The sequence below is a fragment of the Nonomuraea monospora genome (genome assembly GCF_039531895.1).
In the GTDB taxonomy this organism is placed as follows: domain Bacteria; phylum Actinomycetota; class Actinomycetes; order Streptosporangiales; family Streptosporangiaceae; genus Nonomuraea; species Nonomuraea monospora.
This window is the reverse complement of record NZ_BAAAQX010000057.1, coordinates 1-19132: the sequence shown is the minus strand read 5'-3', so window position 1 is coordinate 19132 and position 19132 is coordinate 1. Positions and strand designations below refer to the sequence as shown.

Genomic DNA, 19132 nt, shown 5'->3' with positions numbered 1-19132 from the left:
ATGGAGTTCATCGAGTATCTGCGACACTGCCCGCCGGGGGAGCCCTTCTACGACGTCGTCGAGCCGACGGCGGACGCCGAGTTCTCCCACGGCGCGGCCACACCGATGCCCGCCGACTGGAGACGTGACGACAACGCCGACTGGATCATCTTCAACGCGCCCGTCGAGCGCGTGCAACGGCAGGGCTGGAAGATCCACGTCTCGGCGACCACGGAGAACGCGGCGCGCGTCCTGGCCACGGTCTGGGACTACTGCGTCGCGCACCGCGTGAGCTTCAAGTACCTCCGCTCGGAGACGGTGCTGCGGCGGCGCAACGGCAAGTACGCCGACCGCGGCAGCGCGGGCAAGTTCGCCACGCTGTACCCGGGTGACGACGAGCAACTGGAGAAGATCCTCAACGAGCTCGGCGACCTGCTGGACGGGGAGCGGGGCCCGCACATCCTGAGCGACCTGCGCTGGCGCTCCGGCCCGCTGTACGTCCGCTACGGCGCCTTCGTCGAGCGCACGATCCAGAACGAGTACGGCGAGACCGTCTACTGCGTCGAGGACCCGGACGGGAATCTGGTGCCCGACGTCCGCGGCCCGTCCTTCCGCCCGCCCCCGTGGGCCGAGCTGCCCGGCTGCCTGACCGAGGCGCTGGCCGCGCGCAACCGGGGCACGCTGCGCGACTTCCCGTTCCGCGCGACCAAGGCCTTCCACTTCTCCAACGGCGGCGGCGTCTACTACGCCACCGACACCCGTTCCGGCGAGGTGGTGGTGCTGAAGGAGGCCAGGCCGCTGGCCGGGCTCGACCAGGACGGACGCGACGCCGTCGCCCGCCTGGAGCGCGAGCACTGGGCCATGGACCGGCTCGCCGGCCTGCCCTGGATCCCCCGCGTGATCGACTACCGGATCGGCCACGAGCACTACTTCCTGGCCCGCGAGCACGTCGAGGGCGAGCCGCTGGGCCGGGAGATCGCCCGCCGCAACCCGCTGCTGCGGCCCGACCGCTCCGCCGCGGACTTCGCCGTCTACACGGAGTGGGCGCTGAACATCCTGCGGCAGGCCGAGGAGGCCGTGACCGCGATGCACGAGCGGGGCGTCGTCTTCGGCGATCTGCACCCGGCCAACATCCTGGTCCGCGCCGACGACAGCATCGCCTTCATCGACCTGGAGGGCGCGACCGAGGCCGACCAGAACCAGGTCCAGGTCATGGCCGCGCCCGGCTTCGTGGCGCCGCCCGGCTACACCGGCGCCCAGGTGGACCGCTTCGGGCTGGGCTGCATCAGGCTCGCCCTGTTCTGCCCGATGACGGCGCTGCTGCCCTGGGGCGCCGACAAGATGGCGCAACTGCTGGACCTCGTCACCACGTACTTCCCCGTCCCGGCGGACTTCGCCGATCAGGTACGCCACGACCTCGGCCCCGCCCCGCACTGGAACGACCTGGTCGCCCAGCCCGCCGACCGGCCGCCGCTGGACTGGCCGGAGCCAGGGCCCGCGGCCTGGCCGGAGCTGCGGGCGGCGATCGCGGACGGCATCGCGGTCACCGCCACGCCGGAGCGTACGGACCGGCTCTTCCCGGGCGACATCGCGCAGTTCCACCTGCCGGGTGGCGGGGCCGCCTTCGCCCACGGCGCGGCCGGGGTGCTGTGGTCGCTCGCCGAGGCCGGCGTGGACGTGCCGGAGGAGCAGGTGGACTGGCTGGCGCGCCGCTCACGCGAGGGAAGCGTGACCCGGCCCGGCTTCTACGACGGGCTGAGCGGCGTCGCCTACGCCCTGGACCGGCTCGGCCGCACCGCGGAGGCGCTGGAGACCCTCGAACGCGCGGCCTCGATCCCGCTGGACCGGGTGCCGGGCATCGGGCTGTACTCGGGGCTGGCCGGGGCGGGGCTGACGCTGCGGCACTTCGGGCGGGACTGCGGCGCGGTCACCGAGCTGCTCATCGAGCGCCTGCCGCTGAAGTCGGAGGGGCCGCCGCCGGGGCTGATGCACGGAGCAAGCGGCGCCGCGCTGCTGCTGCTGCGGCTCTACGCCGACAGCAGGGATCCCGCGCTGCTGCGGCACGCCGAGGCGGCGCTGCGCCGGGACCTGGCGGTGATGGGCGCGGGCACGGGCGTTCCCGCGCCGATCGGCGCCCCGTGGCGCGAGCCGGTCCTGGAGCTGGGCGGCGCGGGCGTGGCCATGGTGCTGCGGCTGCTGATCGAGCACTATCCCGACCCGGAGTTGCTGGAGGTGCTCGACGACCTGCGCCGCGCGCTCGGCGACCACGTGGTCACCGGCGCCGGGCTGTTCGCGGGCCGGGCCGGGGTCATGCTGGCGCTGGCCCGGCTGGGCGAGCGGCCGGACTCGCCCAGGCTCGCCCGCCACCTGAAGCATCTCGCCTGGCACGCGGTGCCGCGCGACGGCCGCGTCGCCTTCATCGGGGAGCAGGCGCTGCGGCTGTCGGCCGACCTGGCCACCGGCTCGGCCGGCGTGCTCCTCGGCCTGCACACCGCCCTGGGCGGCGGCACCGGTCTCCCGTTCCTGGAACCCGCGGCCACCCGCCACGACACCTGCACAACGACACAACAGGAGATCAGATGAAACCGATGCTGAGGGCAGAGGGCCTCACCAAGCGGTATGGACCCGTGCTCGCGGTCAGCAACGTCAGCTTCGCCGTGCGCTCCGGCGCGATCACCGGCTTCCTGGGGCCCAACGGCGCGGGCAAGTCGACCACGATGCGGCTCTTCCTCGGCCTTGACCGGGCGAGCGGCGGCTCGGCCCACATCGACGGCAAGCCGATCCACGAGTGGCCGGTGCCCGCCCGCAAGATCGGCGCGGTGCTCGACACGCAGTGCGCGCACCCCAGCCGCCGGGCCATCGACAGCGTGCGCTGGGCGGCCAGGCTCGCCGGGGTGAAGGACGACCAGGCCGAGGTGCTGCTGGATCGGGTGGGCCTGTCGGCGGTGGCCGGCAAGCGGGCCGGGCGCTTCTCGCTGGGCATGCGCCAGCGGCTGGCGCTGGCCATCGCCCTGGTGGGCAACCCCGAGGTGGTCATGCTGGACGAGCCGATGAACGGCCTCGACCCCGAGGGCATCGCCTGGATGAAGGGGCTGCTGCGGCAGTTCAGGGACCAGGGCAGGACGGTGTTCGTCTCCAGCCACCTGCTGGCCGAGATGGAGGACCTGGTCGACGACCTGGTCGTCATCGCGCAGAGCAAGATCGTCGGCGCCGGCGCGGCGCAGGCGTTCATCCAGCGCTACCAGACGCAGACCGTCAGCGTGCAGTGCGACAACCCGCAGGCGCTCGGCGCCGCCATCACCAGCGCGGGCGGCAGGCTCGTCAGCCTGGCCGACGCGCAGCGGCTGCAGATCACCGGGCTGGAGCCGGACGCGGTGGGCCGGCTCGCCCAGACCACCGGCGTCGCGATCTACGAGCTGCGCGAGGAGCGGAGCCTGCAGAAGGCGTTCAGCATGGCCACGGCCGAGAAGGCCGAGATCAAGGGAGAGGTGGGCTGAACCATGGGTTTCGCTGATCTGTTGTCCGCTGAGATCATCAAGTTCCGTACCCTGCGCGGCTACCTGATCACCGCGGTCGCGGCCATCCTGGTGGCCGGGCTCGGCGGCGCCATCGTGGGCGGCTCGGTCGACGCGCAGGGCAACGTGCCAGGGCTCGGCACCTCGGTGCAGGTCATCACGCTGCCGATGGAGGTGGTGATCTACGCGATGCTGGTGCTGGGCGTGCTGATCGCGACCGGCGACATGCGCAGCGGCACCTTCCGCATCACCTCGGTCATGGCGCCCTGGCGCAACCGGGTCGTGGCCGCCAAGTTCACGGCGGCGGCGGCCATCGCGCTGGTCGTCACGATCGTCGCGCTGGCCGCGGCCTGGGTGGGCGGGCTGATCACCGCGGGCGGCCGGTTCGACCCGCTGGCCGGTGACGGCCTCATGCTCATCCTCACCCACCTGGTGGCCGTGCCGCTGGCGACCGTGCTCGGCGCGGCGGTCGGCCTGCTGCTCAGGAACACCGCCGGAGCCATCTCCGCGCTGCTGATCTGGGCGCTGGCCGCCGAGGCGGTGCTGGTCTACACGATCCCGGCGGAGGTGGTGGCGTTCCTGCCGTTCAAGACGGTCGGCGCCGCCGCGGCCAACCTCAGCCTGGGCGCGCTGCCCGGGCTCGGCATGTTCACCCTGTACGTGGCGATCGCGGCGGGCCTGGCGCTGTACCTTCACGAGCGCCGTGACCTCGGCTGATCGTGACGGGGCCGCGCGATCTCACCCGAGGTCGCGCGGCCCTTCGCCGTTCCCCGGTGTTGACACCATGTTGACCTTGGTGTTTATATGTGCCCAAAACCAACTTTGTCTTGGTAATCGCACTGTTACGGGGAATTGCGGCGCTTGACGGGCGTCTTGACGTCCCGGCCTCCGTCGCAGAGGAAGTGGGGTTCCGTCGCGCATGAGGGCGATTCTGCAGGCGGAGAACCTCACGAAACGATTCGGCTCGATCGAGGCCGTGAAGAATGTCAGCTTCTCGGTGCGGGCCGGCGCCGTCACCGGTTTTCTCGGGCCCAGCGGCGCGGGCAAAACAACCACGCTCCGCCTTTTCCTCGAACTCGTCCGCCCCACCTCCGGCGCCGCGCTCATCGACGGCAAACCCCTGCACGAATGGCCCGTCCCCGCCCGCAAGGTCGGCGCGGTGCTGGACGGCGAGTGCGCCCACCCCTCCAGGTCGGCCGCCGACAGCGTCCGCTGGGCCGCCCGGCTGGCCGGCACGACCGCCGACGCAGCGGAACTGCTCGCCAAAGTCGGCCTCGCCGACGTGGCCGGCCGCCGCTCCGGCTCACTGTCCCCCGGCATGCTGCGGCGCCTCGCGCTGGCCATCGCCCTGGCGGGCGAGCCGGAGATCGTCATCCTGGACGAGCCCATGAACGGCCTCGACCCCGAAGGCGTCACCTGGATCAAGGACGTCCTGCGCGACCTGCGCAGGCAGGGCCGCACCGTCTTCATCGCCAGCCATCTGCTGGCCGAGCTGGAGGACCTGGTGGACGACCTGGTCGTGATCGCGCAGGGCGAGATCGTGGGCAGCGGCTCCGCCGCGGCCTTCGTCGACCGGTACCAGCCCCACACCCTCAGCGTCCTGTCCGACCAGCCTCAGGAGCTCGCCACCGCCGTGAACGGCGCAGGCGGCCAGGTCCTGGAGATCAACGGGCAGCGGCTGCTGATCAGCGGCCTGGCCCCGGCCCAGCTCGACAGGGTCGCCCGCGACGCCGGCATCGCGCTGTTCGCCCTCACCGAGGAGGGCGGCCCGCCCATGGTCTCCACCACCGCCACGAACCTCCCGGCCGACACCGAGCAGGACTGACCCCCGGTCAGGTCCGAGGGGCGGGGTGGAGGCCCAGGCCGCCGCCGTTGATGAAGGCGCGGGCCAGCTTCGCGCGGCGGGCCGTACGCTCCATCCCCGCCGCCCTGGCGATCTCCTCGGCGGTCGCCAGGTCGTCGAAGGCGGCCAAGGGGTCGCCCAGCAGGATCCGGGTCGTCCCCAGGTCGAGGAGGATGTCCGACTGCACCACCCGGTCGCCGATGTGGATGGCGATCTCCAGCGCCTCGATCAGCTCAGGGCAGGCCTTCTCCGGCGTGCCTGCCTTGGTCGCGTGCATCGCCACCGCCCGCCGGATCCTGGCCTCGCTGCGCAGGCTGCCCGCCTCCCTGCACAGGCTGAGCGCCCGCTCCAGGCAGCTCTGCGAACCCGCCTCGTCACCGGTGCTCTGCAACACCGTCGCCAGCCCGACCAGCGACTCGGCCTCGGCGATCGCGTCGCCGCTGCGGTGCAGCGCCGCGGCCGCCTCCTGGTAGGTCTCCCGCGCGGTGGCCGGCGTGCGGTGCATCCGGTCGAGGTCGCCGATCAGGTTGAGGGTCAGCCCGCTGCCCTGCTCGTCGCCCAGCCGCTGGAAGAGCGTGAGCGCCTCCCGCAACTGCCGCGCCGCGCCGATGTGGTCGCCGACCAGCAGTGCGCGATAACCCAGCGAGTACGTCAGCACCGCCTGCCCGCGCACGTTCGCCCCCTTGGCGACGGCGGCCAGCGCGATCTGGTGCGACTCCAGCCACGTGTCGAACCGGGCGCCGCCCTCGAAGAGCGCCAGCGGCGCCACGGCCAGCTCCCAGCAGGTCTCCGGCCTGGACACGGCCCGTCGCACCAGGGCCACGTGGGCGTCGATGTGCGCTTCGAACCAGGCCGAGCCCTGCCCCGTCCAGGCGGGCGCGCCGGTGGGGCGGAAGCGGGGCGTCGTGCCGCGCGGGATGGAGCCGTCCTTGCCGCGCATCGACTCGTGGGCGGCGTCGGTCAGGGCGAGCCAGGCGCCGAACGCCCGCTCGACGGCCGCGTCCAGCTCGCGCTGGTCGTCCTCGGCCCTGGCGCGGGCGTGGCCGAAGCCGAGGATCAGCTCGTGGCAGCGGTAGCGGAAGCCGCTTGCAAGTGGCTTGACGAAATGGGTTTCGGACAGCTCTTCCAGCATGACCTCGGCGGTGTCGAGAGAGACGTCGGCGAGGGCGGCGGCCGTCGTGGTGGTGATCTCCGAGATGCCGTGGTAGCCGATCCTGCGCACCAGCGAGCGCGGCTTCGGGGGCAGCTCGTGGTAGCCGCGCATCAGCGTGGACATGATGCCCTCGCCGCCGTGCCGCAGCTCGCCCATGATCCGCGACGGCTCGGCGAGGCGGTCGGCCAGGCGCTGCAGGCTGAGCTGCGGCCTGGCGGCCAGTTTGGCCGCCAGGATGTTCAGGGCCGCGGGCAGCCCCGCGCACAGCCGTACGATCTGGTCGGCCGCCGCGGGCTCGGCCCGCATCCTGCGCGGTCCGGCCCCCGTCGCCAGCAAGGCCCTGGCCGCCCGGTCGTCCAGCGCGGCGACGTCGACCGTGACGGTGTCGCGGGGCAGCGCCAGCGGGAAGCCGCTGGTCACGAGCACGGCAGAGCCGGAGCGGCCGGGCAGGAACGGCAGCACCTGCCCGGCCTCCGTCACGCCGTCCAGCACGATGAGCACCCGGCGCACGGCCAGGACGCTGCGCAGCAGCGCGGCACGCGCCCCCGCGCCGTCCGGCACCTCCTCGGCCGCCACGCCCAGCGCGACCAGGAAGCCGGCCAGCACCTGCGCGGGGTCGCCGAGGTCGTCGGCGTATAACTGCCCGTCGGGGAAGCCGCCGGACACCCGGTGCGCCGCCTCCAGCGCGAGCGCCGTCTTGCCGACGCCGGGCGCGCCGGTGATCACCACGAGCGGGCTGGCCGGCTGCTCGGTCAGCGCCTCGACGAGCCCCCGCACCTCGCCCTCGCGGCCGGGCAGCACGCCAGGCCGGGCGGGAAGCTGGCGCGGCACGTCGGCGTCGAGGTCTTCGGAGTCCAGCACCACGTCCTGGCGCAGGATGCGCAGCCGCAGGTCGCTCAGCGCGGGGCTGGGGTCGGTGCCCAGCTCGCCGAGCAGCCGTTCCTTCAGGTCGGTGAAGACCTGCAGCGCCTCGCTGGCCCGGTGCGAGCGGTAGAGGGCGATCATGAGCTGCGCGTGGAAGCGCTCCTTCAAGGGGTGCTGGTCCGTCAGGTGCTGGAGTTCGGCGATCAGCTCGCGGTGGCGTCCCAGCACGAGGAGGGCGTCCACGCGGGCCTCGACGGCGGCCAGGCGGCGCTCGTTCCAGAGCGCCGCCTCCGTCAGGAACGCCTCACTGTCCAGGCCGGACAGGGCCGGGCCGCGCCACAGCTCCAGCGCGGCGCCCAGGGTCTCGGCGGCCTTGGCGTGCTCGCCCTCACTCGTCTGCCTGCCGGCCTGGTCGTACATCCGCATGAACACGAAGGCGTCGATGGTCTCAGGGGTGGCGTCGAGGCGGTAGACGTTGTCCTGCACGTCGATGGTGACGCCGCAGCGCCGCAGCTCGCCGACCCCGCGATGGACCTGGTTCCGCGCGCTCTTGGCGGGGTTGTCGCCGTAGATGGCGTGCATGAGGTTCTCGGCCGAGGCCGAGTGGCCGGGGCTCAGCAGCAGGTGCGCCAGCACCGCCCGTGACCTGCGGGTGGTCAGCCTGATCTCGTTGTCATGCCGCCAGATGGCCGGTTGCCCCAGGATTCCGAAGTGCATCAACTGCACCTGCCTCCTTGCCGCTTCCGATCAGTCGTACAGACAGCTCGTCATGGTTTGAGTGGGCGTCTTGATCGTGGCCATCGCGAGTGTGACCTATCCGACTTGCAACATACTTTCGGCTTGCCATAAATTGAGGGGCCTTTGCAAGGGGTGTCCGGTTACTTATCCCCTAATGCGTGAAATATCCCTATTTGCGGCATTAGCCGCATGATAGATGTCACATCCTCTCGATGACTTAGGCTCCTACCGGGGCAAATGTCGCAGAGTCAGACTCGTCGTATGCCTACCGCGTCGCCGATCAGCGTTTTACTCGCCGCCGACGAACAGATCCGGCGAGTGCTCGTCACCCTGCTCGCCATGGAGGAGGGCATCGACGTCGTCGCGGAGGCCGGCCATGGAAACGAGATCGCCGAGGCGGTCGGCCGGCACCGGCCGGACGTCGCGGTGCTCGACGCCGAGCTGACCGGGGTGGACGGCCTGACCGCCGCGCCGCGGATCGGCGCCCACTGCGCGATCGTGGTCCTGACCAGCATCGGCCGGCCGGACTACCTGCGCAGGGCGATGGCCGTGGGCGTGCGGGGCTTCCTCGGCAAGGAGGCGCCGGCCGAGGAGCTGGCCGCGGCGATCCGCAAGGTCGCCGCAGGCGGCCGGTACCTGGACACGGAACTGTCCGTCGCCTCCATGGCCACCGGGGACGACCCGCTCTCACGGCTTCCCGCCGCCTCGCGGGACTCCGGCCCCGGGGGCGAGCGCGGCTTCCCGCGCCCGCCCGGAGGCGCCGGCCCGGTGCGGACGGCCGAGTTCCGTGCGCTGGGGGCGACCGCGCGCTGGTCAGTCGCGAGCGCGCTGGTCAAGTTCAAGGCTTACGGGACGGGGGAAGCCGCCCCGGCCGGGTGACGGCCGGGGCCGGTGGTGCCGCATTCCGACGACCGAACGTAGCGATCGCGAACGGGTGGATCATGCACGGCGAGGACGACGAGGTCACGGTGGAAGTCAACGGGGAAGAACTCAACGTGGATCCGGACGCCACGCGCACCATCCGCTTCCCGCCGCCGAAGCCCCCTCAGGGGATGGCCAGGGGAGTGGATCGCCCGCCCCCCGAACCGCCCCAGTGGTGGGAGCCTGACGCGGGCGACGATCGGCAGGCGGGGCGGCTCGCGGCGGGCGATCCGCCGGAACGGTCGGGCAGGCCCAGCGTGGGCCCGCCGCCGGGGCCGATCCAGCCGCCGCCAGGGCTGAACGCCTTCCAATCGCCGCCCAACCCGCTCGGGCAACCGGTCTGGGAGCCTGCCGCGCGTGACGTGCCGGTTTTCCCGCCGCCGCGCGGCCCCGGGGCGCCGGTCTTCCCGCCGCCCCCCTCCAGCCCGGAAACGCCGGTCTTCCCGCCGCTGCAGAACGGCGCAGGGACCCCCGTCTTCCCGCCGCCCCCGAGCGGCCAGGAGACGCCGTACCAGGGCGGCCAGGAGACGCCGTACCAGGGCGGCCAGGAAGCACCGTCCTGGAACGGTCAGGACGCGCCGCCCCCGAGCAGCCAGGAAGCGCCGCCCCCGAGCCGGGAAGCGCCGCTTCTTCCGCCACCCCGCAGCGGCGCGGACCTCGGAACGCCGGTGGCGGGGACGACCGCGGAGAGCCTGCGCCCGGAACGGCTGCTGCGCACCAGACGCCGCCCGCCCACCGGAGGCTGGCGCAAGGCCATCCACACGATCAGCGGCGGCCTCATCCACCTCGGCGACTCCAAGGCGGAACGCCGCCGCCAGGAACTCATCGAACGCATCAGGCAGCCGGTCACCGCCGGCCATTTCCGGGTCGCGGTGATGAGCCTCAAGGGCGGGGTCGGCAAGACCACGACCACCATCGGCCTGGGCTCGACACTCGCCCACAACCGGGGCGACCGGGTGATCGCCGTCGACGCCAACCCCGACCGCGGCACGCTGTCGGAGAAGCTCAGGATGGAGTCGCCGGCCACCGTACGGCACCTGCTCAACGACCGGGGCGGCCTCTGGCGCTACGCCGACGTGCGCTCGTACACCTCCCAGGCCCCCTCCCGGCTGGAGGTGCTGGCCTCGGACCGGGACCCGGCCATCTCGGAGGCGTTCAACGCCGACGACTACCGCGCGGTCGCGCAGATCCTGGAGCAGTTCTACTCCATCGCCATCACCGACTGCGGCACCGGCATGCTGCACTCGGCGATGAGCGCGATCCTGGACATGGCCGACCAGATCGTCCTGGTCAGCCCGGTCACCGTGGACGGCGCCAGGTCGGCCTCCGCCACCCTCGACTGGCTGCAGGCCCATGGGCACGGCGACCTGGCCGTCAGCGCCGTCGTGGTGCTGTCGGCGGTGAAGAACCCGCGCAGGAACGCCGTCAACGTCACCGAGCTGAAGGAGCACTTCACCCAGCGCTGCCGCGCGGTGCTCGGCGTGCCGTTCGACCCGCACCTGGAGCAGGGCTCCGAGGTGGACCTCGACCTGCTGCGCACGTCCACCAGGGACATGTACCTGGAGGTGGCCGCCACCATCGCCGACCGCTTCAACGCCGGGGCGGCGTCATGACGGCCCTGCTCAACGTCACCGACCTGTCCCTGTCGCCTGTGCTGGAGGAGGTGTCCTTCACCGTCGGGCGCGGCGAGGTCGTCTGCGTGGTCGGCCCGCCTGGCGACGGCGCGGGCGCGCTGATGGCGTGCCTGGCAGGCGAGGCCGAGCCGGACGCGGGCCAGATCGAGATGCTCGGCGCGACGGTCGGCACGGGAGACCGGCGGCCCGCCGGCATGGGCGCGGCCCTGCGCGGCGAACGGCTCCCCGACCGGATGCGGGTCGGCGACGCCGTACGGCTCTTCTCCCGCCTGTACGGCACCCGCGGCCTGTCCGGCCGCCTGATCGACCTGCTGGACCTGGAGCCGCTGATGGCCAGGCGCTTCGGCGTGCTCAGCGACGGCCAGCGCAGGCTGGTCATGATCGGCCTGGCCTTGGTCGGCAACCCCGAGCTGGTGCTGCTCGACGACCCGACCGGCGGGCTCAAGGAGGGCGGCAAGAACCGGGTCGAGCACGTGATCGACGAGCTGCGGTCCGGCTACGGCGGGGTGTGCGTGCTGCTCGACGACCTGGCCCAGGCCGAGCGGCTGGCCGACCGGGTGGTCCTGCTGCGCGACGGCCGCGTACTGGCCGAGGGCAGCCCTTCGCGGCTGGTCGGGCTGCTCGGCTCGGTCCACGTGCTGAGCGTGCCGCCGCACCTGCGGGTGGACCGCCTCTCCGAGGTGCGCGTGCTGCCCTGCGCCGCGGCGACCTACCTGTACGGCCCCCGCCCCGCGCTGGAGGCGGCCATCCAGGAGCTGGCGCCGATGAGCGGCGACCGGGTCTGGTCGATCCGGCGGCCCACGCTCAGGGACGCCTACCTCACGTTGTCGGCCGTGCCCGAACCCGCCGCCTTGGAGGCCTGAGCATGGCAGCCACAGTCTGGACCCTCGTCCGCGCGCAACTGGCGCTGCTGGCGCGCACGCCGCTCGCGTTGCTGGCCGTGCTCGCGCTGCCGTTCGCGATGCTGCTCGCGCTGATGTTGTTCATCGGCTTCTCGTTCCCGACGCTGGAGTTCGGCGCGATGCCGGGCGTCAGGGTCATCGACCGGTTGCTGCCCGAGATGGCCGGCACGGTCGCCGCCTCGGCCGGGATCCTGGTGCTGACCCTGCACCTGGCGGAGATGCGGGACACGGGGCTGCTCGGCCGGTTGCGGCGCAGCCCCATGCGGGACGGGGCGTACATCGTGGCGCAGGCGGTCGTGACCGTCGTGCTGGTGGCGGCGTCCACGGCGCTGTTCATGGCCGTCACGTTCGCCTTCTACGGGCCGCCGCGCACCTGGCAGCCGCTGAGCCTGGTGGCTGCGCTGCTGGCGGTCACCTACTGCTCGGTCAGCGCCGGGCTGCTGCTGGGCGGCCTGCGGATGCCCCGCGCCGGCGCCAGGATCGCCGCGCCGCTCTGCTTCGTGCTGCTGTTCGCCGGCAGCGGGCTGGGCGTGCCGCGCGAGGGCTGGGAGGGCGTGGCGCCATGGTTCTACCAGGTCACCACGGTCAACCCGCTGGCCCAGCTCAACGACTTCGTCTTCGGCGCGTACGTGGGGCGGCTGTCGGAGACCTGGCCGGCCGCCGCCGCGCTGGTCGCCACCGCCCTCGTGGTCAACCTGGTGACCAGGCGCGTCTTCAACTGGGAAGGTACGAAATGAGAGCGGTCACCCTGGCCGTGGTCGCGCTCGTTCTGCTGGCCGGCGGATGCGCCGCGCGGGACGAGCAGCACCCCATCGCGATCGCCATCGCCGGCACCCCGCCCGCGCAGGCGGCCAAGCAGACTCAGGCCGGGCCGGCCAAGCAGGCGCGGCCCGCCGCCTCGGTCGATCCCGACGACGCGCTGCTGAAGCTCGCCCAGTGCCTGCGCGAGCAGGGCATCGACGTGCCCGACCCCGGCTCGCCCGAGGACAAGACGTACCAGTACAAGGGGGACCAGGCCACCCTGCAGCGGGCGATGAAGGCCTGCGAGGAGTACACCTCGCAGATCCCCAACCCCTTCGACGACCCGAAGGCCAGGGACGCGATCATCAAGTACGCCCGCTGCATGCGTGAGCAGGGCATCGACATGCCCGACCCGCCGGCGGTCAACCAGAGCCTCGACCCGAACGACCCCAAGCTGCAGAAGGCGGCGCAGATCTGCGTCAAGCTGCTGCCCGGCCAGGGAGGCACCGGATGAACGGGCGGCTCAAGGGCGTCGTCGCCGCGCTGGGCACCGCGGTCGTCGGCAGCGCGGTCACCGCGGGCGGCGTGTTCGCCTCGGCGGCGCTGTTCGGCACCGGACCGCGGGCCAAGCCGGAGCCCACGCCGACCGCGCGGCCGGTCTCCGCCGCCACCGAGACGATCACCCGGGGCGACCTGGTGGACCAGGAGAGCGTGGACGGCAAGCTCACCTACGCCGACAGCCGTACGATCAAGTCCGCCGCGGCCGGGACGATCACCAACCTGCCCGCCGAGGGCAAGGAGATCAAGCGCGGCAAGAGCCTCTACGGCGTGGACCGCAGGCCCCGCGTCCTCATGTACGGCAAGATCCCCGCGTACCGCACGCTCAAGGACGGCGTGAAGCGCGGCCCTGACGTCAAGCAGCTCGAACAGAACCTGCGGGCGCTCGGTCACGCCCGCGGCGTGACCGTGGACAACCGCTTCACCGACGCGACGGAACGCGCCGTGAAGCGGTGGCAGAAGAAGAACGGGATGGAACGCGACGGCGAGGTGACGCCCGCGGACGTCGTGTTCCTGCCCGAGTCGGTCCGCGTCGGCAAGATCGCCGTGGAGGTGGGCGACCAGGTCGGCTCCGTACGGCCCATCCTGGACGTCACCTCCACCGACCGGCTGGTCCGGATCAACCTGGACGCCGACAAGCAGGACATCGCCAAGAAGGGCAAGAAGGTCACCGTCAAGATGGCCAGCGGCAAGGACGTCAGCGGCAAGATCCGCAAGGTGGCGAAGGTGGCCACGGTGGCCGACCGCTCCGACAACCAGGAGAAGGGCGCCACGGTCGAGGTGGAGATCTCCGTCTCGGCGAAGGCGGCGGGCTCGCTCGACGAGGCGCCGGTGACCGTCGAGCTCACCAGGCAGCGCGCGGAGGACGTGCTCACCGTGCCGGTGGAGGCCCTGCTGGCCGTCCCCGAGGGCGGCTACGGCATCGAGGTCGTGGACGCGAACGGGGCGGCCAGGCGGGTGCACGTGAAGACGGGGGCGTTCGGCAACGGCCGGGTCGAGGTGGAGGCCGAAGGGCTGGCTGAGGGCATGAAGGTCACGGTGTCGGGCCGATGAACATCCTGGAGATCCGCGGGGTCAGCAAGAGCTACGGCCGGGTGCACGCCCTGCGCAACGTGGACCTGACCATCCGCAGGGGCGAGATGTTGTCCATCGTCGGCCCGTCCGGCTCGGGCAAGTCCACGCTCCTGCAGATCGCCGGCACCCTCGACCGACCGTCCGCGGGCACCGTACGGGTGGCGGGGCACGACGTCAGCCGGCTGTCCGACAGCCAGCTCTCCGCGCTGCGCGCCCGCTACATCGGCTTCGTCTTCCAGCAGTTCCACCTCTCGCCGGGGCTGAGCGCGCTCGACAACGTCGCCGACGGGCTGCTCTACAGCGGCCTGTCCAGGCGGCAGCGCAGGGAACGCGCGGCGGCGGCGCTCGACCTGGTGGGGCTGTCCCACCGGCTGGGGCACCGGCCGTACCAGTTGTCCGGCGGGCAGATGCAGCGGGTGGCGGTCGCCCGCGCGGTGGCGGGCCGGCCGCCGCTGCTGCTGGCCGACGAGCCGACGGGAAACCTCGACTCCGAGGCGGGGGCAGAGGTGTTGTCGCTGTTCAGGACGTTGAACGCACGGGGGATCAGCATCGCGATCATCACGCACGACTCCGAGGTGGCGCTCGCCTGCCCGCGTCGCGTGCGCGTCCGCGACGGGCTGGTCAGATCCGAGGTCTCATGACGACGCTGCGACCCGCCCGGCTGCGACCGACCGACCTGGCCAGGATCGGCACGGCCGGTCTGCGCGCCAGGCCCGCCAGGGCGATCCTGGCCGCGCTCGGCATCGCGATCGGCATCGCCACCATGGTCACGGTCGTCGGCATCTCCGCCTCCAGCCAGGAGAAACTCCTGCGCCAGCTCGACGAGCTCGGCACCAACCTGCTCAGGGTCTCGCCCGGCGACAGCCTCTTCGGCGACTCGGTCAAGCTGCCGGAGAACGCCGCCGCCATGGTCAAACGCCTCGACGGCGTCACCAACGCCGGCCAGACCGCCGACACCGGCACGACCGTGCGCCGCAACGACCTGATCCCCGACGGCATCTCCCTGGGCATCACCGTGCAGGCCGCCGACCTCGACCTGCTGGCCACCCTCGACGGCAAGGTGCGCCACGGCACCTGGCTGAACGCCGCCACCGAACGCCAGCCCGTGGTGGTGCTCGGCGCGGTGGCCGCCGAACGGCTCGGCCTGGTCATCCCGCGCGGCCAGGTGTGGATCGGCAACCGGTGGTTCACCGTCATCGGGGTGCTGGAGAAGATGCCGCTGGCCGAGGAGATCGAGCGGTCGGCGCTGATGGGGTTCCCCGCCGCCAAGGAGTACCTCGACCACGACGGCCACCCCACCACCGTGTACGAACGCTCGACCGACGCGGCGGTGGAGGGCGTCCGCGCCATGCTGGCCCGCACCGTCAGCCCCGAGAGCCCGAACGAGGCCAAGGTCAGCCGGCCGTCGGACGCGCTGAAGGCCAAGGCCGCCGCCGCGGGCGCGTTCACCGGGCTGATGCTCGGGCTCGGCGCGGTCGCCCTGCTCGTCGGCGGGGTCGGCGTGGCCAACACGATGGTGGTCGCCGTGCTGGAGCGGCGCAGGGAGATCGGCCTGCGCAGGTCGTTCGGCGCCACCCGGGGACAGATCCGCGACCAGTTCCTGGTGGAGGCGCTGCTGCTGTCGTTGTTCGGCGGCGGGGCCGGGGTGCTGCTCGGCTCGCTGGCGACCTTCGGCTACGCGCAGCTCAACACGCTGCCGACGGTGGTGCCGATGTGGGCGTTCGGCGGCGGCCTCGGCATGACCGTCGTCATCGGCGCGCTGGCCGGAATCTACCCCGCGCTCCGCGCCGCCCGGGTCCCTCCGACCGTGGCGCTGGCGGCCCAATGACTCGCGCGTACCGACCAACGTCAACTGGGGGATTCGCTTGAACGTCACCCGACTCAGAGACAGTTTCGAACTGGTCGCCAAGTACGGCGACAGCGTGCCGCTGTACTTGTTCTCCGACCTCTTCCTGAACGTCCCCGGCTACCGCGAGCTGTTCCCCGTCAACATGCGCAACCAGCGGGAACGGCTGATGGAGGCACTGGCGTTCGCGGTCGAACACGCAGGCGCCCTGCACGAGATCACGCCCTACCTGCACCAGCTCGCCCGCAGCCACCGCAAGATGGGCGTGCAGGCCGAGCACTACGCGAACTGGTGCGCCAGCGTCGTCAACACGATGCACCGCTTCTCGGGCAACCTCTGGGACGACGACCTCGAACGCGAATGGCGCGAGTTCCTCACCGCGCTCACCGCGGTGCTGGTGGACGGCGCCAGGCAGGACGCCATGAAACGGCCCGCGCGATGGACGGCCGAGGTCATCAGCCACGAACGCAGGGCCGTCGACACCGCCGTGCTGCGCCTGCTCGTCGACACGCCCTTCCCCTACGTGCCCGGACAGTCGGCGCCGATCGAGGTCCCGCGGTGGCCGAACCTGTGGCGCTACTACTCGATGGCCAACGTGCCCCGGCAGGACAACACCATCGAGATCCACGTCAAGGCCGACGGCGCGGTCAGCGCCACCCTGGTGCGCGAGATCCAGGAGGGCGACCTCGTCCGCCTCGGCGCGCCGGTCGGCACCCTGACCCTCAACCCCACCACCGGCCGCAACCTCCTCCTGGTCGCCGGCGGCACCGGCTTCGCCCCCATCAAGGCCATCCTCGAACACGTGACCCGGCTGCCGGTGCCGCCCTGGGTCTCGGTGTTCGTCGGAGCCCGCGAACCGGACGGGCTCTACGATTTCGACATCCTGCGCACCTGGTCCGAGAAGTACTCCTGGCTCAGCGTCAGGGCCGCCCTCTCCGACATTCACAAGCCGGAGCTGGCGGCCTCGGGCACGGTCAGCGAAGTGATCGCCGGATACGGCCGGTGGGACGCGTACGACGCTTATGTCTGCGGCCCGCCCGCCATGGTCGACAGCACGGTCGAGATCCTGCGCGGAAACGGGTTCAGCGACAACCGGATCCGCCTGGAAAGGTTCGCCAGCCAGATCACCCCGTCACAGAGGTTCGTTCATGAATGACCCGGTGGAACAGTTTCACGCCACATATTCGCAGGAGCAGGACGGCAACACGGGATGGTCGGAGCCCGGCGAGACGACCGGCGCCCCGTGGGAGGAGCCGCAGTGGGACGAGCCCCGCGCGGCCTCCTCCAACGGCCACCACCACCCCGCCGAACGGCTCACCCCCGCCCAGCTACGGGCCGTCGTCTTCCGCCGCGCCCCGCTCGGCCGCCGCGGCCTCGACGAGGACCAGGTCAACAACCTCCTCGACCGGGTCGAGGAGGAGCTGAGCCGGCTGGCCCAGGAGAAGAAGGCGCTTTCGGCCGAGGTCGAACTGCTGCGCGGCTACGTCTCCGACTCCTCGGCCATCCCCGCACCCCAGCCCGACACCCCCGCCGCCTCCGCCGCCCCTCCCTCGTCCCCCACGCCCACGCGGCGGGAAACCGGGCTGGCGCGGGTGGAGCAGCCGGGGCACGTGGAGTCGCAGACGGTGGCCAGCCGGATGCAGGAGGCGCACGTCTACGCCGCCCAACTCCTCTCCCAGGCCCAGCAGACCGCCGACCAGTACATCCAGGACGCGCAGCGGTACGCGCGAGAGCTCGTGGACGACGCGCGCTACCGCAGGGCGGAGCTGCTCAGCAAGGAGCAGGCCGCTCCCGGTTCTCCCGGTTCTCCGGGGGCGGAGAACTGGGAGCGGGAGGCTGCCCGGTTGCGTACCGCCAACCAGGAGTATCGGGGGAAGCTGCGGGACTACTTCGAGTTGCTGCTCATGAACCTTGACGAGTGGGAGACGGCGGAGGGCATCAGCACCCCGCCCACACCCGGCTCACCCGACCTTCCCGACTGACAGGCCTGCTGGTGGGATCTCGCCGGGCCGTTCCTGGCGGGATCCACGCCGCGGGCGGAGCGGCTGAAACCCCAGTCCTTGTCGCCGCCTTCCAGGCATGGGATGGTCCCTCCGGGGGTGCCGGTTTTCCGCCGCAGTAGTGAAAACCTACGCCTCAGCACATCGCGTTACGGCAGGTCACGCCATGCGTATGGGACCGTCTGCTCATGACAAATGCCGACGAGGAGGACAAGTCATCCTCCCATAGCGATCCCGATCCACCTCCAGGCGACATAGCCGGAGAGATCGGGCGAACGGTCCGAGACGCCCTAGCAAGCCGAACCCGGACCGCCCGCTTGTGCTCGATCCTCGCCTCCTTCGGGGCGAGCATCGCCGTACCGCTGCTGATCTGCCTGGTCGTCGCCTTGCTGATCGTCGGCGGCAAGTAGTACCAGCCTCCCAGGAGGCTTCCAGGAACGCGCCCCATCGCGGTGCAACTCTTTGACACTCCTGGGAGGCGATCTCTACCCGTGGAGGTAAGGTCGCACCCTGTCGCGGACAATCCTCTACCTGCGAGACGAGGACCGAAATTCAGGAGGCAGAAGGCAGGCGCGAGGATCGCGTGCACCTGCGCCATGGTTGTGTAGAGCGAGGTCGGGCCTTTGCGCCCGTTCACCCAGGAACCCGGAGTGCTCCGCCATGAAGTACACCGTCTCCATCGAGATCGCCCTGCCGCGGGAAAAGGCGGCCCAACTGCTCGCCGACCCCGCCCACATGCCGAAATGGCTGCGAGGCCTGGTGCTGCACGAGCCGCTGAGCGGGCTGCACGGGCAGCTCGGCACCAAGTCGCGGGTCGTGATGCAGATAGGGCAGCAGAAGTTCGAAGGCACCGAACTCATCACCCGCCGGGAACCGGCGGACCTGCACGCGATCCCGGAAGGCGGCGTCGTTCACTTCGACCGCGAGATCGTCGGCGAGGGCATGTGGAACGCCGTGCGCGACCGGCTGACCGAAGCCGGTCCGGAGAGGACGCTCTGGGAGAGCGAGAGCGAATACCGGTTCAGCGGCTTGCTGATGCGGATGGTGGGGCTTGTGATGCCCGGCTCCTTCCGCAAGCAGTCGCTCCAGCACATGCGGGATTTCAAGGCGTTCGCCGAGCAGGGGAAGGACGTCCGCGACGCGAAGGACTGACCTGCTCGCGGTCTCGCTGCGTTTCTCGGCCCGACGCTGAAGGCGCCGCGGTCACCGGAATGGTCGGCACACACGACCGGCGCCACCGTCTAGGTAGCTGGTGTTAAGAGGTCGATCCTGGCCGGTTGCGTCTCGATCGCGGTCTGCTGAGCCGGGCCTGCGATCGAGCTTGGGTGGCCCAACCATTTGCGGGGTTCGGGCCGGCCCTGCGC

General features: G+C 71.7%; 16 protein-coding genes. 15 read left to right on the top strand and 1 reads right to left on the bottom strand.

The window, feature by feature from the left end; translation table 11 throughout:
• The 4 genes from lanKC to ABD331_RS56345 all read left to right on the top strand — a co-directional run bounded on the left by lanKC (position 1) and on the right by ABD331_RS56345 (position 5319).
• Positions 1-2562, top strand: a complete 2562-nt coding sequence (gene lanKC, locus ABD331_RS56360) for a class III lanthionine synthetase LanKC (protein WP_344495065.1) — start codon at positions 1-3, stop codon at positions 2560-2562.
• Complete coding sequence (locus ABD331_RS56355; protein ID WP_344495063.1) at positions 2559-3476, top strand: ABC transporter ATP-binding protein; 918 nt, start codon at positions 2559-2561, stop codon at positions 3474-3476. The genes lanKC and ABD331_RS56355 overlap by 4 nt, the downstream gene beginning before the upstream one ends.
• A gap of 3 nt (positions 3477-3479) precedes the next feature.
• Positions 3480-4211 (top strand): hypothetical protein, encoded by a 732-nt coding sequence (locus ABD331_RS56350; RefSeq protein WP_344495061.1) that lies wholly within the window; start codon positions 3480-3482, stop codon positions 4209-4211.
• 202 nt (positions 4212-4413) lie between these two features.
• Entirely contained in the window at positions 4414-5319 is a 906-nt protein-coding gene (locus ABD331_RS56345) for an ABC transporter ATP-binding protein (protein ID WP_344495059.1), read from the top strand.
• Between the two features lie 7 nt (positions 5320-5326).
• On the opposite strand, the gene ABD331_RS56340 is transcribed toward ABD331_RS56345, so the two are convergent.
• The gene (locus ABD331_RS56340; RefSeq protein ID WP_344495057.1) at positions 5327-8071 is read right to left on the bottom strand and encodes an AfsR/SARP family transcriptional regulator; all 2745 of its coding nucleotides are present in this window, start codon (positions 8069-8071) and stop codon (positions 5327-5329) included.
• Between the two features lie 282 nt (positions 8072-8353).
• Between ABD331_RS56340 and ABD331_RS56335 the strand changes: the two genes are divergently transcribed.
• The 11 genes from ABD331_RS56335 (at position 8354) to ABD331_RS56285 (ending at position 18920) form a co-directional block, all read left to right on the top strand.
• Complete coding sequence (locus ABD331_RS56335; protein WP_344495055.1) at positions 8354-8971, top strand: response regulator; 618 nt, start codon at positions 8354-8356, stop codon at positions 8969-8971.
• A 62-nt stretch (positions 8972-9033) separates the two neighbouring features.
• Positions 9034-10626, top strand: coding sequence for a nucleotide-binding protein (locus ABD331_RS56330; protein WP_344495053.1), 1593 nt, complete (start codon positions 9034-9036; stop codon positions 10624-10626).
• Positions 10623-11510 carry an ATP-binding cassette domain-containing protein gene (locus ABD331_RS56325; RefSeq protein ID WP_344495051.1) on the top strand — a complete coding sequence of 296 codons (888 nt, stop codon included), beginning with the start codon at positions 10623-10625 and terminating at the stop codon, positions 11508-11510. Before ABD331_RS56330 ends, ABD331_RS56325 begins: the two co-directional genes overlap by 4 nt.
• Positions 11511-11512: 2 nt before the next feature.
• Positions 11513-12286 (top strand): ABC transporter permease, encoded by a 774-nt coding sequence (locus tag ABD331_RS56320; protein ID WP_344495049.1) that lies wholly within the window; start codon positions 11513-11515, stop codon positions 12284-12286.
• A complete protein-coding gene (locus ABD331_RS56315) occupies positions 12283-12804 on the top strand; it encodes a hypothetical protein (RefSeq protein WP_344495047.1) in 522 nt (173 codons plus the stop codon). Before ABD331_RS56320 ends, ABD331_RS56315 begins: the two co-directional genes overlap by 4 nt.
• Positions 12801-13901, top strand: coding sequence for an efflux RND transporter periplasmic adaptor subunit (locus ABD331_RS56310; RefSeq protein ID WP_344495045.1), 1101 nt, complete (start codon positions 12801-12803; stop codon positions 13899-13901). The genes ABD331_RS56315 and ABD331_RS56310 overlap by 4 nt, the downstream gene beginning before the upstream one ends.
• The gene (locus ABD331_RS56305) at positions 13898-14563 is read left to right on the top strand and encodes an ABC transporter ATP-binding protein (RefSeq protein ID WP_344495043.1); all 666 of its coding nucleotides are present in this window, start codon (positions 13898-13900) and stop codon (positions 14561-14563) included. The genes ABD331_RS56310 and ABD331_RS56305 overlap by 4 nt, the downstream gene beginning before the upstream one ends.
• Complete coding sequence (locus ABD331_RS56300; RefSeq protein WP_344495041.1) at positions 14560-15750, top strand: ABC transporter permease; 1191 nt, start codon at positions 14560-14562, stop codon at positions 15748-15750. Before ABD331_RS56305 ends, ABD331_RS56300 begins: the two co-directional genes overlap by 4 nt.
• Before the next feature lie 37 nt (positions 15751-15787).
• Positions 15788-16924 (top strand): globin domain-containing protein, encoded by a 1137-nt coding sequence (locus ABD331_RS56295; RefSeq protein ID WP_344495039.1) that lies wholly within the window; start codon positions 15788-15790, stop codon positions 16922-16924.
• Positions 16917-17750 (top strand): DivIVA domain-containing protein, encoded by an 834-nt coding sequence (locus ABD331_RS56290; protein WP_344495037.1) that lies wholly within the window; start codon positions 16917-16919, stop codon positions 17748-17750. The genes ABD331_RS56295 and ABD331_RS56290 overlap by 8 nt, the downstream gene beginning before the upstream one ends.
• A gap of 678 nt (positions 17751-18428) precedes the next feature.
• The gene (locus ABD331_RS56285) at positions 18429-18920 is read left to right on the top strand and encodes an SRPBCC family protein (protein ID WP_344495035.1); all 492 of its coding nucleotides are present in this window, start codon (positions 18429-18431) and stop codon (positions 18918-18920) included.
• Positions 18921-19132 lie beyond the last annotated feature (212 nt).

What these genes read in the sequence shown, in the direction of transcription:
- ABD331_RS56320 (WP_344495049.1), top strand. Translation starts at nt 11,513, where the DNA reads ATGGCAGCCACAGTCTGGACCCTCGTCCGCGCGCAACTGGCGCTGCTG.
- ABD331_RS56335 (WP_344495055.1), top strand. Translation starts at nt 8,354, where the DNA reads ATGCCTACCGCGTCGCCGATCAGCGTTTTACTCGCCGCCGACGAACAG.
- ABD331_RS56340 (WP_344495057.1), bottom strand. Translation starts at nt 8,071, where the DNA reads ATGCACTTCGGAATCCTGGGGCAACCGGCCATCTGGCGGCATGACAAC.
- ABD331_RS56325 (WP_344495051.1), top strand. Translation starts at nt 10,623, where the DNA reads ATGACGGCCCTGCTCAACGTCACCGACCTGTCCCTGTCGCCTGTGCTG.
- ABD331_RS56290 (WP_344495037.1), top strand. Translation starts at nt 16,917, where the DNA reads ATGAATGACCCGGTGGAACAGTTTCACGCCACATATTCGCAGGAGCAG.
- ABD331_RS56310 (WP_344495045.1), top strand. Translation starts at nt 12,801, where the DNA reads ATGAACGGGCGGCTCAAGGGCGTCGTCGCCGCGCTGGGCACCGCGGTC.
- ABD331_RS56350 (WP_344495061.1), top strand. Translation starts at nt 3,480, where the DNA reads ATGGGTTTCGCTGATCTGTTGTCCGCTGAGATCATCAAGTTCCGTACC.
- ABD331_RS56315 (WP_344495047.1), top strand. Translation starts at nt 12,283, where the DNA reads ATGAGAGCGGTCACCCTGGCCGTGGTCGCGCTCGTTCTGCTGGCCGGC.
- ABD331_RS56345 (WP_344495059.1), top strand. Translation starts at nt 4,414, where the DNA reads ATGAGGGCGATTCTGCAGGCGGAGAACCTCACGAAACGATTCGGCTCG.
- lanKC (WP_344495065.1), top strand. Translation starts at nt 1, where the DNA reads ATGGAGTTCATCGAGTATCTGCGACACTGCCCGCCGGGGGAGCCCTTC.
- ABD331_RS56305 (WP_344495043.1), top strand. Translation starts at nt 13,898, where the DNA reads ATGAACATCCTGGAGATCCGCGGGGTCAGCAAGAGCTACGGCCGGGTG.
- ABD331_RS56330 (WP_344495053.1), top strand. Translation starts at nt 9,034, where the DNA reads ATGCACGGCGAGGACGACGAGGTCACGGTGGAAGTCAACGGGGAAGAA.
- ABD331_RS56285 (WP_344495035.1), top strand. Translation starts at nt 18,429, where the DNA reads ATGAAGTACACCGTCTCCATCGAGATCGCCCTGCCGCGGGAAAAGGCG.
- ABD331_RS56300 (WP_344495041.1), top strand. Translation starts at nt 14,560, where the DNA reads ATGACGACGCTGCGACCCGCCCGGCTGCGACCGACCGACCTGGCCAGG.
- ABD331_RS56355 (WP_344495063.1), top strand. Translation starts at nt 2,559, where the DNA reads ATGAAACCGATGCTGAGGGCAGAGGGCCTCACCAAGCGGTATGGACCC.